A 15,334-nucleotide genomic window follows, 5' to 3' on the forward strand; every position below is an offset into this window, starting at 1 on the left:
GAACTCCGGACGACGGCCCGCAGGGCCACGTGACACCGCACAAGAGAACACCCGCACGACACCACCGAGGAGTCAAAATGGCCGACAAGAAGCCCACTTCCAAGAAGAGCGCCGCCGAGGCCGCCGAGCAGCAGGCCAAGGGCGAGGCCGTCAAGGAGCAGGCCCTGGAGGGCCCGCTCGGTCAGGCCATCGCCGCCGTGCGCACCCCGGTCTACGCCTACGTCGGGGTCAACGACCTCGCCATCCAGGCCGTCTCCGGCATGGTCGCGGACCTGCGCCGTCGCGCCGAGGAGGCCGTCACCGAAGCGCAGTCCAAGGTCACCGAGCGCGTGGCCGAGGCGCAGAACCGCATCAACGAGCGCGTGGCCGGGGCGCAGACCCGCGTCACCGAGGTCCAGCACCGCGTGAACGAGGTCCCCGAGCGCGTCCAGGCCCTGCCGGCCGAGGTCGAGGAGCTCGTCACCCGCTTCCGCCCGGAGGAGCTGCGTAAGGTCGCCGACGCGTACGTCCAGGTCGCGGCCGGGATCTACGGCGGCCTCGCCGCCCGCGGCGAGGACGTCGTGAGCCGGCTCCGCGAGGAGAACCCGCAGCTCGAGGCCGGCCTGGCCCGAGTCAACGAGCAGGTGGCCCGCGCCGCCGGCGCGGTCGAGGAGCAGGTCGAGCTGGGCGAGGACGCCCTCGGTACCGTCGCCCGCCAGACCCGCACGATCGGTGTGAAGGCGGCCGGCCGCGTCTCCAAGAGCGCCCGCCAGGCGGCCGAGACCGCCGGCGACGCCGCCGACTCTGCGGCCGAGCGGGTCGACGAGGTGGCCGAGCGCGTCGACAAGACGGCGGGCAAGGCCGCCGACAACGTCGACAAGGCTGCTGACAAGGCCGCCGACCGCGTCGACCAGGCCGCCTCCAAGGCGTCCGCCGAGGTCGCTCGCGGCACCGCCGAGGTCGAGGCCCGCACGGCCAAGAAGGCACCGGCGAAGAAGGCTGCCGCCAAGAAGGCCCCGGCCAAGAAGGCGCCCGCCAAGAAGGCCGCCGCGAAGTCGACGACCACCAAGGCCACGGCCACCCCGTCGTCGACGGGTGCGGCGACCGCCGACAAGCCGGCCGCGACCAAGCCGGCCGCCGGTAAGCCCGCGGCGTCCAAGCCCGCCGCCACCAAGTCGACTGCTGCCAAGTCGACTGCTGGCAAGCCGGCCGCCGCATCGGCCGGGGGCGATTCGGACGCCCCCACGCCGATGGAGCTCGCGGACAACGATCCCGCGCTGACCACCGCGGACACCCCGTTGCCCCCCGCCGGCACCGACCGCGTCTGATACAGCGGCACCTGACGCCCCGGCCCTCCTTCTCCGGAGGGGCCGGGGCGTCGTGCGTTGCGGTCCGCCGCAGGGGCCGGGCCCAGCCGGGGGACAGGTGGCGGCCGGGCGGGGACCGGGCGGGGACCGGGCGGGGACCGGGCCGGGATCTGGACGCCGTGAACATGGTCACACCGCGGTGACATGAGTGCCGACTACACTGGGCCGCGTGATTGACACTCTCCCCGGGACGTGGGGCATGGTCCAGCTGGCTATCCAGGGCGCGCTCGTCGTGTGGGCCCTGGCGGGACTGGTGCTGGCAGTCCTCCCGCCCGCGTCGGCGTACTCGATCGAGGGCAAGTGGCCCAAGCCCGCCTGGATCGGCATCTGCGCCGTGGCCGCCCTCATGTTCGCGATCCGGCCGTTCGGCTTCCTCAGCATCATCGCGATGGTGGCAGTGGGTGTGTTCTTCGCCGACGTCCGGCCCGCTGTCGGGGGACGGCGCAGGTGACTCCACCGGAGGCCGACGGGTTCCAGCGGATCGAGGAGCTGGCCGAGGACTCCGGCACCACGGTGCGCAACATCCGCGTCTACCAGGAGCGGGGACTGCTCCCGGCCCCCGTCCGCAGGGGCCGCACCGCGTTCTACGGGCCCGACCACAAGAACCGACTGAACCAGATCCTCCGGCTGCTCGACCGTGGCTACACGTTCGCCACCATCGAGGAGCTGTTCATCGCGGAGCGCCACGGCTTCACGCTCTCCGAGCTTCTGAACTCGGAAGCCGTCCTACCGGAGCGCCGCTCGACCGGCACCCGGCGCCGACTCCCCCGCGGCGGCGTGGAAGCCGTCGCGGGCTTCGAGTTCGCCGAGGAACTCCTCGACCAGGGATCGGCCATCGGCCTGGTCAGTGAGCCGAGTGCTGCCGACCATTTCTTCGCGGACCGCTACATGTACGAGCTGTTCCGCGAACTCATCGTCCTGGGGGTCGGCGAGGAGGGGATCGACAAGATCGGTCGCCTGTTCCTCGAGGGACAGAGCACCTCGGCCGAGGCGCTCGACATCCTGGTGGAGACGATGCGCGACGCCGGGATGGACCAGTCCGTCATCATCAAGAGGGTCACGGGGATCATGCCCCGGGCCGGCGCCGCCGCCCGCCTGATCTTCCTCTCGGCGGCCGAGACCCTGCTCAGCGAGCGGCACGGCTTCCCCAAGGGCTGACCTCCCCGGGAGCGGACCTAGGTGAACACGACGGTGCGTCCGCCGTGGACCAGCACCCGGTCCTCGAGGTGCCAGCGCAGACCCTTGGCCAGGACCAGCTTCTCGGCGTCGCGTCCCTGCCGGACCATGTCCTTCACCGTCGCCGTGTGGTCCACGCGGATGACGTCCTGCTCGATGATCGGCCCCTCGTCGAGGTCGGCGGTCACGTAGTGGCAGGTCGCCCCGATCAGTTTCACGCCACGGACATGCGCCTGGTGGTAGGGGCGGGCGCCCACGAAGCTGGGCAGGAAGCTGTGGTGAATGTTGAGGGCACGCCCTGCCCACTTCGTGCAGAGCTCGTCCGGCAGGACCTGCATGAAGCGGGCCAGCACGATCGCGTGCGGGTCGATCTCGTCGACGATCGCGGCGACCTCCGCGAACGCCGGGCCCCGCTCGGCGGGGTCGGCCGGGAACGGCACGTGGTGAAAGGGCGCACCGTGCGACTCGGCCATGCCGCGCAGGTTCTCGTGGTTGCCGATCACGGCCCGGACCCGCGCAGGGTAGTCACCGCTCTCCACCCGACCCAGCAGGTCGTGGAGGCAGTGCCCCTCCTTGGAGACCAGGATGACGACGTCCTTGGGCTCGGAGGAGTCCGAGATGTGCCAGTCGGTCTCCGGGCCCAGTTCGGCTGCCACCCGCTCGAAGCGGCGCCGCAGTTCGTCGATCTCCATGCCGATCGACTCGGCGCTCACGGACTGGCGGGTGAAGAACCAGTTCGAGTCCTCGTCCGCGTGGTAGGCCGCTTCCGTGATCGTCCCGCCCAGCTCGGCGAGGAAGGTGGCGATCCGGGCGACGATACCGATGCGGTCCGGGCAACCCAGGGTGAGGACGAAGCGACGTGACATGAGTGCCCATTGTGCCAGCAGGGATGACGGGCGCCCCCGCTAGGCTGGCCGGCATGGACGCCACTGCGACGAACGAGCTGACCCGCGCCCGGGTCGCCGCCATGATCGACCACACCCTGCTCTCCCCCGACGCCTCCCGCGACGACGTCCGGGCCTGCGTCGACGAGGCCCGCGAGTTGGGAGTCAAGGCCGTGTGCGTGAGCCCGGCCATGCTCCCGGTGCGGGGTGAGGAGCTCGTCGTCGCCACGGTGGCCGGTTTCCCCTCCGGCAAGCACCACTCGCTGGTCAAGGCGATGGAGGGCCGGCTCGCGGTGGACCAGGGGGCCCGTGAGGTGGACATGGTGATCGACGTGGGCGCCGCCATCGCCGGACTGGTCGACGAGGTCATGGCCGATGTGCTGGCCATGCGGGATGCCGTGCCGCCGCCAGTGGTCATCAAGGTGATCCTCGAGACCGCGGCCATCCACAAGGCGCTGGGCGAGGAGGCGGGCGACGAACGAATCGAGGCCCTCTGCCATGCCGTCGCCCGGGCGGGGGCCGATTTCGTCAAGACCTCCACCGGTTTCCACCCTGCCGGCGGCGCCAGCGTGCGCGCGGTCGAGGCCATGCACCGGGCGGTGGGCGGCCGGCTGGGCATCAAGGCCTCGGGCGGGATCCGTGACGCGGATGCCGCCCGCGCGATGATTGCCGCCGGCGCGACCCGCCTCGGGCTGTCGGGCTCCCGCGCGGTGCTGGAGGGCTTCCCCGAATAGCCGCGTCGCCCGTCGCCCGACTGCCGACCGTCCGACTGCCGACCGCCTGGGATCAGCCCGTGGTCAGCACCATCTTGCCGGCGGTCCGACCGGTCTGGCCGCGACGATGCGCCTCGGCGGCCTGCTCCAACGGGAAGACCTCGGCGATCGTCGCCCGGAGCGCACCCTGTTCGACGAGCTCGGTGATCGAGACCAGGTCGTGGCGCGAGGAATCCACGAGCATCCGGACCGCACGCACCCCCAGCTCCTCGGCCTCCCGGAAGAAGTCGCCGGACCCCACGGGCAGGATCGACACCACGATCCCGCCGGGGCGCAGCGTCCGCAGGGAGTCGAGGGACGTCTGACCGCCGATCGTGTCGAGCACGGCGTCCACGTCGCTGACCGCCTCGGCGATGTCGACGTCGTGGTAGTCGATCGCCTCGTCGACGCCGAGCTCGCGCAGGAAGTCGTGCTTGGCGGCGCTGGCGGTGCCGATCACGTATGCGCCGCGGGCCTTGGCGATCTGGACGGCCACGTGCCCGACCCCGCCGGCGGCGGCGTGGATGAGCACCCGCTGGCCCGGCTGGATGTCGGCGTACTCGACGAGCGCCTGCCATGCGGTCAGCGACACGAGCGGCAGGGCGGCGGCCTGCACGTGGTCGAGTGAGGCGGGCTTGGGGGCGAACCAGGCCGCGGGGGCGGCGACGTACTCGGCGTGGGCTCCATGCCCGAACGGGTACGAGAGCATCCCGAACACCTCGTCGCCGGGGGAGAAGCGCGCAACGCCGATGCCCACCTCCTCGACCACACCGGACAGGTCCCAGCCGAGCACGAAGGGGGGCTTGCCGAGGAAGCCGCCGTTCTCACGGTGCTTCCAGTCGGTGGGGTTGACGCTGGCGGCCTCGACGCGGACGAGGACCTCGTTGGTGCGCGGGGTGGGGCGGGGGAGGTCGACGACGGTGAGGACGTCCGGCTCCCCGAGGGTGTCCTGGTGCACGGCGCGCATGGTGGTGTCGTTGCTCATGGACCCAGGGTAGGCAGATTCCGCGGTCGCCGGTCGGGCGCAAAGCGGCGGGGCGACGTCAGAGCCGGTGCAGCTCGACGTCACCCAGCGCGCCGCCGTCGATGGTCGCGGTCATGTAGGTGCAGTGCGGTTGGCGACGCCGGTCGGTCGGGGAGCCCGGGTTGAGCAGCCGCAGGCCGCCCTGGCCGGACGCCCTCGGCGCGGTGGTGTCCCACGGGATGTGCGAGTGCCCGAACACCAGGACGTCGGTGTCCGGGTAGGCCTTGGCCATGCGTGTGTCGCGGCCCGCGGACGCGCCGGCCTCGTGCGTCACCACCAGACGCACGCCGTCGATCGTCTCGCGTGCCACCTCGGGCAGGCGCTCGCGCAGGTCCGGGCCGTCGTTGTTGCCCCAGCAGGCGATGAGTCGAGCCGAGCGTTCCTCCAACGAGTCGAGAAGCCCCACGTCCATCCAGTCGCCCGCGTGGATCACGATGTCCGCGGCGTCGACCTCGTCCCACACCCGCTCGGGCAGGTCGCGGGCCCGCGTGGGGACGTGGGTGTCGGCGATGAGAAGCAGGCGGGTGCCGGCGTCACTGCCGCCGGTGCCCCTGCCGCCCGTGCCCCTGCCGCCGGTGCCCCTGCCGCTCGAGACCCTGCCGTCCGCGTGAGGCGCAGGGGTCACTCGGTCGCCTCGAGCACGACATCCTGCCCGGCGATGTCGACGGTCATGCCGCCCGGCACCACCCGGACGCCGGTCAACTGGACACCCTCCGGCAGTTCGGCCAGCGCCGAGTCCATCATCGAGACGGTCCCGCCGAGGAGCTCGGAGGGCAGCGAGAAGCCGAGAATCGACGCCTGCTCCGGCTGCATCTCGAGGTCGCCACCGATGAGCCGCGGCGTCACGACCGCCTCGGCCAGGCCGCTGATCGAGACGCGCAGGGTGCCGGCGGCGGGGTCGGCGATGATCTCCTGGACCTGGATCAGCCCGCCGAGCAGGGTGTCGCCGCCCGCGCCCTCGGACTGGGCGGCGGCGGACATGGTCTGCTCGGAGACGAACGCGGTCCCGGTCAGCGAGTCCACGTAGGTCAGGTCGCCTTCGGTGCGCACGCCGTCGGCCCGGATGTCGATCTGCGGTGCCGGGCCGGTCGCGCCTTCGGCCGCCGAGCCGTCGGTGGTGATGCGAACGGACCCGAGATTGCCGTCGATGTAGGACAGGATCACCGGGCGCGCACCGAGTTCGACCTGGGCGGGCGACCCCAGGCTGGCGGTCACCTCGTCGCTCATGCGGTTCTTGATGGCGTTGCGCATGCCGAACTCGAGACCGACCAGGGCCGCGACGAGGCCCACGGCGAGAAGCGCCGCGATGAGCGCGATCAGCGGCCCGCGTCCCCGCCGGCTCCCGCCGTCAGCGCCGGATCCGCCCGAGCCGGGCCCGCCCGGGCCGCGCTCGGCCGTCCAGGGTCCACCCGTGTCGGAGGCGCCGGGGCCCTGCGAGCCGGTTCCGGAGGCTGCGGCGAATTGCTGCGTCTCGGCGTGCTGGACGCCGGGCCGGTCGTAGGCGGGGAGTCGCTGGGTGTCGTGCGGCTGCTGCATTCGTCCGATTGTCACCGATCCGGGCCGGTCGTGCAGTGCCCACGTCCCCGCCGCAGGTCAGCGGGCGGCGGTCCAGCGGCGCAGGTGCTGGTACTCGGCCTCGAACAGTCGGTCCAGGTGCCCCACGACGAGCTTCTCGAGCTTGCCGCCGAGCAGCGGCACCGACACCTTGACCTGACCGGAGACGGATTCGTGGGCCGCCCCGTCCCGGTGGACGGCCTCGGCGCCGCCGTCGATCATCCCGAGCCCACCGGCGGCCTCGGCGCGGGCCGATCCGGTGAACCGCTCGCCGTCGAAGTCGCCGAAGGTGCTGGTCCGGACGATCACCAGCTGCCCGGGCAGGACCTTGCGCGCCAGGTCGGGGATGTCGGAGTCGGGGATGTGCTGGGTGACGGTGACGGTGACCGTGTCGCCGGTGGCGGAGAAGTCGTCGAGGGTGTCCTCGGGACTGCCGACGGCGGCGATGCGGTCGCGCCAGAAGGCCTCGTCGCCGTAGGAGGTGAACACGTTCTCGACGTGCGTGTCGATGCGTGCGGTGTGGGAGAAGCGGGTCGCCATGGGGTCAGACCCTACAAGCCGCCGGTTACCCTCGGTCGTGTGAACCCGTCGTCGCCCGACCCCGCCGGCACCGCGCCGACCCCCGCGGGCACCCATCCGCACCATGCCGGCACCGCGCCGCACCCCGCCGACCCGGTCGTCGCCGGACTGTCCCACATCAGCGGCATCGACGTGGCGCCCGGTGCCCGCCTCGCAAACCTGACCACCCTGCGCATCGGCGGCCGCCCCCGTGCGCTGCTGGAGTGCGCGACCCCGGACGCGGTCGTCGCGGCGGTCCGCGCCCTGGACGCGGCGGACGTGCCGGTGCTCGTGTTGGGCGGTGGTTCGAACCTGGTGGTGGCCGGCGGCGACCTCGACCTGGTGGCGGTGGCGGTGCGCAACCGGGAGATCGACTACCTCACCGGCAGCGGTGACGACCTGCTCGTCGTTCGCGCGGGCGCGGGCCTGACCTGGGACGATCTGGTGGCCGACACGGTCGGGCGCGGGTACGGCGGCCTCGAGTGTCTGTCCGGCATCCCCGGATCCGTGGGCGCGACGCCCGTGCAGAACGTCGGCGCCTACGGGGTGGAGGTCGCCCAGATCCTGCACCGCGTGCGCTGGTTTGACCGCGCCACCGGCGTCGACGAATGGGTCACCCCCGACGCCCTCGGCCTCGAATACCGGACGTCGGTGCTCAAGAACACCGACCGCGCCGTGGTCCTCGAGGTGGAGTTCCGCCTCGACCCCGCCGGGCGCAGCGAACCGATCCGTTACGCCGAACTCGCCGGCCGCCTCGGCGTGGCACCGGGGGAGCGGGCCGACCCCGCCGTCGTGCGGCGCACCGTGCTGGAGTTGCGGCGCGGCAAGGGGATGGTGCTCGACGACGACGACGAGGACACCTGGTCCGCGGGATCGTTCTTCACCAACCCGGTGATACCCCGGGACGAACTCCCCACGGTGCGATCCCGGGTGGCGGCCACGCTCGGACCCGAGCAGGCCGAGCAGATGCCCGCCTTCTCCGCCGACGGTGGCGTCAAACTCTCGGCGGGATGGCTCATCGAGCGGGCCGGTTTCGCCAAGGGCCATCCCTCGTCGTCGTCCCCCGCCCGCCTGTCCACCAAACACACGTTGGCACTGACCAACAGGGGTGCGGCCACGGCGGACGACGTGATCGCGCTGGCGCGCGAGGTGCGTGACGGCGTGCGGGAGGCGTTCGGCGTGGAGCTGCACCCCGAGCCGGTCTGGGTGGGCTGCCACATCTGACCCGGGCTGCCCGGCGCCCGTGTCGTCGCCACGATCCGCCCCTCGGACTACGGGCCACCCCGCCACGATCCGCCCCTCGGAATGCGACTCGCGCTGCGGGCCCCGGGGGTGCATCGACATCGGAGGCGCGGACCGTAGGGCGTCGGGCCCCGGCACCCACCTCCGGCGGCTGACCCTGATTCCCCCCTGCGCCGCCCACCCTGGCACGCTGGAGTCCGACCTTTGTGGTCTGTCCCGCCCCGTGCGCCCGATCCGGCGCCGCTCGTCGTTGGAGAAGCCCGTGGACCTGTTCGCGTATCCGGTGTCACTCGTCATGAAGTTCTGGCACTGGGCGTTGAGCTTCGTCGTGGACCCGGACTCCGGCATCGCGTGGGTCGGCTCGGTGTTGCTGCTGGTGGTGACCGTGCGGCTGCTGCTCATGCGGTCCATGTGGCGGCAGCAGTACTCGATGCGCAAGATGGCGCAACTCGCTCCCAAGATGAAGGAGCTGCAGCTCAAGTACAAGGACCGCAAGTCCCCCGAGGACCGCCAGGCGCAGGCCAAGGAGATGCAGGAGCTGTACTCCGGCGCCGGCGTCAACCCCGCCGCCGGGTGCCTGCCGCTACTGGTGCAGATCCCGGTGTTCCTTGGCCTGTACTACGTGCTGCTCAACTTCTCGCCGCGCGGGGTCTCGATCGAAGAGGCGTCGACCATGACCAACGGGGCGTTCCAGCCCGAGCAGGTCGCCTCCTTCCTCAACGCCGAGATCTTCGGGGTGCCCCTGGCCTCCTACATCCGGATGCCGCAGGAGGTCATGGACTCGCTGCATCCGGGGCTGCAGCAGAGCGACATCCTCATGCTGGCCGTGCCGCTGTTCGTCCTGGCCGGCATCGCCACGTTCATCAACATGTGGAACTCCTTCCGCCGGCAGAAGGCGGCCAAGGCGGCCGAGCAGGCGGCAGTCGCGCAGGTCGAGGCCGAGGATCGCGCGGGCGGGCCGTTCGTCGACGGCGAGGTGGTGGAGATCGACGGCGAGAAGCCCGCCACCGCGGCCGACGCCGACGCCGGGTCGGAGAGCGGCTCCACTGCGCCCGACCGCCGCGATGGCGCGGCCGGAACCCCGGGCACTCCCGCCACCGCGGGCGCTGCCGGCGCGACTGGTACGGGCACTGGTGCGGCGGCCAAGCCGCAGGACTTCCAGTCGATGGCCGAGTCCATGACCGAGTCGATGAACCAGTCGATGAAGATCATGATGTACCTGTTCCCGTTCTTCCCGATCGTGGGCGCGTACTTCTTCAACTTCCCCATCGCGATCGGCCTGTACTGGCTCACCAACAACATCTGGACCGCGGTGCAGTCGCACTTTTTCATGGAGCGGCTCGAGAAGGAACTGCCTATGAGCAGCCGCGAGGGCCTGCCGCCCAGCGCGTTCATGTAGCCCCCGCCGTCACACCCGGGCCGTCACACCCTCGGCAGGAGCCCCGGCCGGGTCTACGCTGGAGCCGTGGAGACCGCCGCTCCCGAGGTGACGTTCCGTCCCCTCACCCGCGACGACCTGCCGACGCTCGCGCGCTGGCTGGCCGAGCCGCTCGTCGCGCGGTGGTGGTCGGAGAACTCGCCGGACCGGGTCGAGCAGGACTTCGGCCCCTACCTCGATGACGCACAGACGGAATGCCTGGTGGTCATCGTGGACGGCGAGGACGTCGGGATGCTGATGAGGTACCCGATCGCGGCGGAGCCCTCGGGCGTGGACGAGCTCGCGAGGGCCGGGATCGAGGTGCCCGACGGTGCGTGGAGCATGGACTACCTGATCGCCGAACCGGCAGCCCGCGGCAGGGGAGCAGGTGCGGCACTGGCGGCGCGCTCGGTGTCCGAGATCTGGGTTCGCCACCCCGACGCGAGCTGCGTGATCGTGCCCGTGAACATCGAGAACCCGCGATCCTGGGGTGCCCTGCTCCGGGCCGGGTTCCGGCGGCTGCCGGACGCGGAGCTCACGCCCGACAACCCCGGTGACACGCCCCTCCACGCGATCTGCCGCATCGACCGACCCGCCCTCGGAGGCGCCGGAACTCCGTGAACGGGCGCGGGGTCGTGGTGAACGGGCGCGGGCTCGTGCAGAATCCGGCTCTTGCCGCCGCCGGGACCGCGGTGTAGCTTCAGCGTGAACGTCGGTCGGGCGCACGGCGCGACTCCGGGGAGACCCGGGGCCGCGAGGGGCGCGGAGCCGAGGAGAACGAGACGAGGAGATCGAAGGACAGTGCTGAACCACAGGTGAGTCCCGGCCACACGCCACCTCTCCTGGAGCACGCATGTCTTCCCTCGTCCTGTCGGACGTCGCGTACGCGTTTCCCGACGACACCCCACTCTTCAACGGGCTCGACCTCGCCGTCGGTCCCGGACTGACCTCCCTCGTCGGCCGCAACGGTGCCGGTAAGAGCACCCTGCTCCGCCTCATCGCGGGCGAACGTCGGCCGACGCGCGGGTCGATCACCGTCGACGGTGATCCGGCCGACCCGCCCACCGTGGGATACCTGCCGCAACTGCTCGCCGACGCCCCGGCGGAGCGCACCCTCGCCGATGAGCTCGGCGTGGGCGGGCGACTGGCGGCGCTGGCGCGGATCGAGGCGGGGGAGGGCGACGACGACGACTTCGGGCTCGTCGGCGATGACTGGGCCGTGGCCGAGCGCACGATCGCGCTGCTCGACGACCTGGGCCTGCCGACCGAGTTGGACCGGCCCGTGGTGGCGCTGTCCGGCGGGGAGCGCACTCTGGCCGCGGTGGCGGGTCGGCTGCTCGGGCAACCTCGTGTCCTGCTGCTGGACGAACCCACCAACAATCTCGACGGGCGGGCGCGGGAGCGGCTGTTCGCGGCGATCGGCGGGTTCGTCGGCGGCGGCGATCGTGTGGTGCTGGTGGTGAGCCACGATCTCGAGCTGTTGGACCGTGCCGGCAGGACGGTCGAGCTGCGGGCCGGCCGCTGCCGGGTGTTCGGCGGGCAGTATGCGCACTACCGCGAGGTGATCGAGACCGAGCAGGCCGCCGCGGTGCAGTCGCTGACCGGGGCGCGGAACGACCTGCGCGCCGAGAGGCGGGACAGGGTCGAGGGGGTCGAGAAGGCGAGCCGGCGGGTCGCGCAGGGGCGGCGGGTGCAGGCGGCGGGCGGAATGCCCAAGATCCTCATGAACGCCCGTCGCGCGTCGGCTCAGGAATCGGCCGGCCGGTTGCGGGCGGTCCACGACCACGGCGTCGAGCAGGCGCGGGAGCGGATGCGCGCAGCCGATGCCGCGGTCCGGCGCGAGGAGCGGCTGCGGGTCGAGCTGCCCGACCCCGGGTTGCCGGCCGGCCGGGTGGTGCTGGATGTCGCCGACCCCGTCGCGGGCCGGGTCCATCTCGCGGGGCCCGCGCGCGTGCGCCTGGCCGGGCCGAACGGCAGCGGCAAGACGACGCTGCTGCGACGCCTCCTCGGCGCTCGCGGTCCGGACCGTGCCGGCGGCGTCGACGAGGGGTTCGACGACGATGGGTTCGATGACGATGGGTTCGACGACGAGGTGGTCCACGTCCCGTTTGCCCTGCTGCCGCAGGATCTGCGCGTCGAGCATCCGGAGTGGTCGGTCATCGACGCGATCCGAGCCGTCCGCCCCGCCGCGTCGGCGGAGGAGGCCCACGCCCACGCGGCGCGGCTGCTGTTCACCGGCCGGGCCGGGTTCCGCCGACTCGGCGACCTGTCGGGTGGCGAGCGACTCCGTGCGGCGCTGGCGGCGCGGCTGTTCGCCCGCCCGGTCCCGCAGTTGCTGGTCCTGGACGAGCCGACCAACAACCTCGACCTCGACGGTGTAGAGGTGCTCGCCGACGCGCTCTCGCAGTGGCGCGGTGCGCTGCTGTTGGTCAGTCACGACGACGGCTTCTGCGATCGGGTGGGGGTGGACGACGTGATCATCCTCGGCTGACCCCGCTCCGGCGGGGTGGACGCACGCGAACACACCCATCCCCGAGAGAGGACCCACCATGCGCAAACTCATCTACTACGTGGCCGTGAGCGTCGACGGCTTCATCGCTGACCCCCACGGCGGTTTCGACGACTTCCTCGTCGAGGGCGACCACATGCCCTGGATCATCGAGCACTATCCGGAGACGATCCCCGGCCACCTGCGCGAGCCGCTCGGGCTGGCGCGGACCCCACACCGGGTGTTCGACACGGTGATCATGGGCCGCACCACCCATCAGGTGGCAGTGGACGAGGGACTGGCCAGCGGGTACCCGCACCTGCGCCAGTACGTCGTGACCCACCGGCCGGACGAGCTACCCGCCGAGGAGGGGCTGACCGCGTCCGACGAGGACCCGGTGACGCTGGTCCGACGGCTCAAGGCCGAGGACTCACCGCTGGATATCTGGCTGTGCGGCGGCGGGGCGCTGGCCGGGCAGGTGGTCGACGAGATCGACGAATTCCGCCTCAAGGTCAATCCGGTCGTCCTCGGTGCGGGGATCCCGCTGGTGGCGGGGGCGACGGGCGGGCCGGGCGCGACGGGCGGGCCGGGCGCGGCTGGCGGGGCGCTCCCGCTGGCGCTGACCCGTCGGACGCGTCGAGACTTCGAGAGCGGGGTGAGCTACGTGGAGTTCTCCCGCGGCTGACCGCAACGCCCACCGCGCCGCTGCCTCCCCGCCACCGCGCCGCCCCGGACCGCCGTCGAGAAGAGTGTTTCGCGCGTATCTGTCGAGTAGAGGCGCGCGAAACACTCTTCTCGACGGCGCGGTGGCCAGGTGGCGCGGTGGCCAGGTGGCCCGGCGGCGCGGTGGCGCAGCCGGCGCAGGGTCAGACGGCGCCGCCGGCCACGGAGGGCGGGGTTCCGGTGTTGGTGGAGGAGTCGGTCTCGCGGGCCAGGTACTCCTCGATGCGGAACCAGTCGTCGGCGGCGCGCTCGGCGATGGTCACCAGGGTGTTCATGTTGGCGACCTCCTCGACCTGCTCGCGGAGGAACCACAGCATGAACTGCTCGCCCAGCGGGTCGGACTCGGCGCGGGCGGCCTGGAACATCGCTTCGATCTGCCGGGTGACCTGCTTCTCCTGCTCCAGCGCGGCGCGCAGCGCATCGGCGGGACCGCGGAACTGGGCCTCCGGCGCGGGCACGGCCGGGATCGTCACGGCGATCTCCCGGTCGAGCATGTACTGGACCATCATCATCGCGTGGTTCCGCTCACCCAGGCTGTGCGAGTAGAAGCGCGACGCCAGCTGCGGCAGGTCCTGCGCGTCCGCCCACACGGCGATCGCGATGTACTGCTGACTGGCGGCGAACTCGTGACCGACCTGAGCGGAGAGGAGTTCGACGAATGAGTTCTTGTTCCTGGCCATGGAGGAGGCCCCTTTCGGTAGGGGGTCAGCCTATGGCCGCCAGCGGCGTTCTGCCAGGTCAGTAAGCCTAACCTGGGTACACCATGGCCAGCCTCACCTACCGGGTGCGGCTCCGGCGAGCGCGGCTGGAGCCCTGCCCCGGTGGCCCCGGTCAGCCCCGGTGGGCGCGCATCGCGGAGTGCTGGTCCCGTGGCTTCACCACGATCTGGTCCAGGTTGACGTGCGAGGGCCTGCTCGCCACGAACCCGACGATCTCCGCCACATCCTCGGCCACCATCGGGGTGAGCCCACGGTAGACGGCGGCCGCCTTGTCGTCGTCGCCGTCGAACCTCACGCGGGAGAACTCGGTCTCGACCATGCCGGGCGCGATCTCGGTGAACCGCACCGGCTGGCCCAGGTGCTCCCCGCGCAACGTCCGGTGCAGGACCGCCTGAGCGTGCTTGGCCGAGGTGTAACCGGAGCCGTTGTCGTACGACTCGAGGGCCGCGACCGAGGTGATGGTGATGACCAGTCCGTCGCCCGTGTCGACCAGCACCGGCATGAGACCGCGGACCATGCGCAGCGTGCCGATGACGTTGGTCTCCCACATCCAGCGCCACTGGTCCTCGTCGGCGTCCATCACACTGGTCGTTCCCTTGGCGCCGCCGGCGTTGTTGACCAGCACGTTCAGCCGGGGGATGGCCGCGCAGAACGCCTCGCACGAATCGGCGTCGGTGACGTCCAGGGGCAGCGCGGTGCCGCCGATGTCCGCCGCGAGCGCCTCCAGTCGGTCGACCCGCCGCGCCCCGACGACCACATGGAATCCCAGCCGGGCCAACTCGCGCGCGGACGCCTCACCGATCCCGGACGACGCCCCCGTCACCACCGCGACGCGGGTCTCGGCGGGCAGGGCGGCGAGCCGCTCACGGGTGGCGGAGTGGTCGATGCTCATGGCCTAGAGACTAGGCGGCGGGTCCGACACGGTCGATGGGGGAGGACGACGACGAGGTCAGCGACCCCGACCGGTGACCATCTCGACGAGTCCGCGCACGGCGCCCTTGGCCATGTCGGCCTTGGAGAAGTAGTCCTGCCAACCGCACACCCGGCCATCGCGGACCTCGAGACGGCCGCACACCCAGAAACCGACGCGGAACCGCCCCACCCCCAGGTAATCGGTGCGCTCGGTGAGCACCACGACGGGGGCCGCCGGGTCGGTCGGGTCCGCGGGCGCCGACACCGCGAGGTGGTGGATCTCCACGCCGAAGCGGATGCTGCGGTTCATCGAGGAGATCGCGCCGACGACCGCGCGCTTGCCCCGGATGGTCGGCAGGCCGATGTTGGCCCACCAGACGTCCTCACTGAGCAGGTCGGCGGCGGTGGCGGTGGAGCCGGTCATCAGGGCGTCGAAGAACGTGCGGACCACGACATCGGGGTCGGTCCGGGTACTGGTGGCTGCCATTGCGCAACGGTAACCGCCGCGGGCGCCGTCTGGGGGTCGGATCGCGGCGATC

General features: G+C 71.8%; 17 protein-coding genes. 9 read left to right on the forward strand and 8 right to left on the reverse strand.

Annotated elements, in window-relative coordinates; translation table 11 throughout:
* The first annotated feature begins 77 nt into the window (after positions 1-77).
* The 3 genes from AC3DEV_RS00720 (at position 78) to AC3DEV_RS00730 (ending at position 2,504) form a co-directional block, all read left to right on the forward strand.
* Positions 78-1,307 carry a hypothetical protein gene (locus AC3DEV_RS00720; RefSeq protein WP_488370979.1) on the forward strand — a complete coding sequence of 410 codons (1,230 nt, stop codon included), beginning with the start codon at positions 78-80 and terminating at the stop codon, positions 1,305-1,307.
* 208 nt (positions 1,308-1,515) lie between these two features.
* Positions 1,516-1,797 (forward strand): DUF2516 family protein, encoded by a 282-nt coding sequence (locus tag AC3DEV_RS00725; RefSeq protein WP_067717117.1) that lies wholly within the window; start codon positions 1,516-1,518, stop codon positions 1,795-1,797.
* Entirely contained in the window at positions 1,794-2,504 is a 711-nt protein-coding gene (locus tag AC3DEV_RS00730; RefSeq protein WP_488370980.1) for a MerR family transcriptional regulator, read from the forward strand. The genes AC3DEV_RS00725 and AC3DEV_RS00730 overlap by 4 nt, the downstream gene beginning before the upstream one ends.
* 17 nt (positions 2,505-2,521) lie before the next feature.
* On the opposite strand, the gene purU is transcribed toward AC3DEV_RS00730, so the two are convergent.
* A complete protein-coding gene (purU, locus tag AC3DEV_RS00735; RefSeq protein WP_067717112.1) occupies positions 2,522-3,388 on the reverse strand; it encodes a formyltetrahydrofolate deformylase in 867 nt (288 codons plus the stop codon).
* Between the two features lie 53 nt (positions 3,389-3,441).
* Here purU and deoC point away from each other — a divergent pair, with 53 nt between their 5' ends.
* A complete protein-coding gene (gene deoC, locus AC3DEV_RS00740) occupies positions 3,442-4,140 on the forward strand; it encodes a deoxyribose-phosphate aldolase (protein ID WP_159147909.1) in 699 nt (232 codons plus the stop codon).
* 52 nt (positions 4,141-4,192) lie between these two features.
* On the opposite strand, the gene AC3DEV_RS00745 is transcribed toward deoC, so the two are convergent.
* The 4 genes from AC3DEV_RS00745 to AC3DEV_RS00760 all read right to left on the reverse strand — a co-directional run bounded on the left by AC3DEV_RS00745 (position 4,193) and on the right by AC3DEV_RS00760 (position 7,276).
* Positions 4,193-5,143: an NADP-dependent oxidoreductase gene (locus AC3DEV_RS00745; RefSeq protein WP_488370981.1), complete on the reverse strand. Its 951-nt coding sequence runs from the start codon at positions 5,141-5,143 to the stop codon at positions 4,193-4,195.
* A gap of 58 nt (positions 5,144-5,201) precedes the next feature.
* Positions 5,202-5,702, reverse strand: coding sequence for a metallophosphoesterase family protein (locus AC3DEV_RS00750; RefSeq protein ID WP_069389706.1), 501 nt, complete (start codon positions 5,700-5,702; stop codon positions 5,202-5,204).
* Positions 5,703-5,803: 101 nt separating this feature from the next.
* Positions 5,804-6,718, reverse strand: coding sequence for an LmeA family phospholipid-binding protein (locus AC3DEV_RS00755; RefSeq protein WP_488370982.1), 915 nt, complete (start codon positions 6,716-6,718; stop codon positions 5,804-5,806).
* 57 nt (positions 6,719-6,775) lie between these two features.
* Positions 6,776-7,276 (reverse strand): DUF2505 domain-containing protein, encoded by a 501-nt coding sequence (locus tag AC3DEV_RS00760; RefSeq protein WP_488370983.1) that lies wholly within the window; start codon positions 7,274-7,276, stop codon positions 6,776-6,778.
* A 156-nt stretch (positions 7,277-7,432) separates the two neighbouring features.
* Between AC3DEV_RS00760 and AC3DEV_RS00765 the strand changes: the two genes are divergently transcribed.
* The 5 genes from AC3DEV_RS00765 to AC3DEV_RS00785 all read left to right on the forward strand — a co-directional run bounded on the left by AC3DEV_RS00765 (position 7,433) and on the right by AC3DEV_RS00785 (position 13,126).
* Positions 7,433-8,518 (forward strand): UDP-N-acetylmuramate dehydrogenase, encoded by a 1,086-nt coding sequence (locus tag AC3DEV_RS00765; protein ID WP_488371228.1) that lies wholly within the window; start codon positions 7,433-7,435, stop codon positions 8,516-8,518.
* 241 nt (positions 8,519-8,759) lie between these two features.
* Positions 8,760-9,935 (forward strand): membrane protein insertase YidC, encoded by a 1,176-nt coding sequence (gene yidC / locus AC3DEV_RS00770; protein ID WP_488370984.1) that lies wholly within the window; start codon positions 8,760-8,762, stop codon positions 9,933-9,935.
* A 66-nt stretch (positions 9,936-10,001) separates the two neighbouring features.
* A complete protein-coding gene (locus AC3DEV_RS00775; RefSeq protein ID WP_256821142.1) occupies positions 10,002-10,574 on the forward strand; it encodes a GNAT family N-acetyltransferase in 573 nt (190 codons plus the stop codon).
* Positions 10,575-10,806: 232 nt separating this feature from the next.
* The gene (locus AC3DEV_RS00780) at positions 10,807-12,444 is read left to right on the forward strand and encodes an ATP-binding cassette domain-containing protein (protein ID WP_488370985.1); all 1,638 of its coding nucleotides are present in this window, start codon (positions 10,807-10,809) and stop codon (positions 12,442-12,444) included.
* A gap of 58 nt (positions 12,445-12,502) precedes the next feature.
* The gene (locus AC3DEV_RS00785) at positions 12,503-13,126 is read left to right on the forward strand and encodes a dihydrofolate reductase family protein (RefSeq protein ID WP_488370986.1); all 624 of its coding nucleotides are present in this window, start codon (positions 12,503-12,505) and stop codon (positions 13,124-13,126) included.
* Positions 13,127-13,307: 181 nt separating this feature from the next.
* Here the strand turns inward: AC3DEV_RS00785 and AC3DEV_RS00790 are convergent, their stop codons facing one another.
* The 3 genes from AC3DEV_RS00790 to AC3DEV_RS00800 all read right to left on the reverse strand — a co-directional run bounded on the left by AC3DEV_RS00790 (position 13,308) and on the right by AC3DEV_RS00800 (position 15,282).
* Complete coding sequence (locus AC3DEV_RS00790; RefSeq protein ID WP_067717088.1) at positions 13,308-13,844, reverse strand: ferritin; 537 nt, start codon at positions 13,842-13,844, stop codon at positions 13,308-13,310.
* A 151-nt stretch (positions 13,845-13,995) separates the two neighbouring features.
* Entirely contained in the window at positions 13,996-14,775 is a 780-nt protein-coding gene (locus AC3DEV_RS00795; protein WP_488370987.1) for an SDR family oxidoreductase, read from the reverse strand.
* A 57-nt stretch (positions 14,776-14,832) separates the two neighbouring features.
* Positions 14,833-15,282: a limonene-1,2-epoxide hydrolase family protein gene (locus AC3DEV_RS00800; RefSeq protein WP_253002429.1), complete on the reverse strand. Its 450-nt coding sequence runs from the start codon at positions 15,280-15,282 to the stop codon at positions 14,833-14,835.
* Positions 15,283-15,334: the final 52 nt, after the last annotated feature.

The sequence above is a fragment of the Dietzia sp. IBK-p2-15D genome (assembly GCF_057773105.1).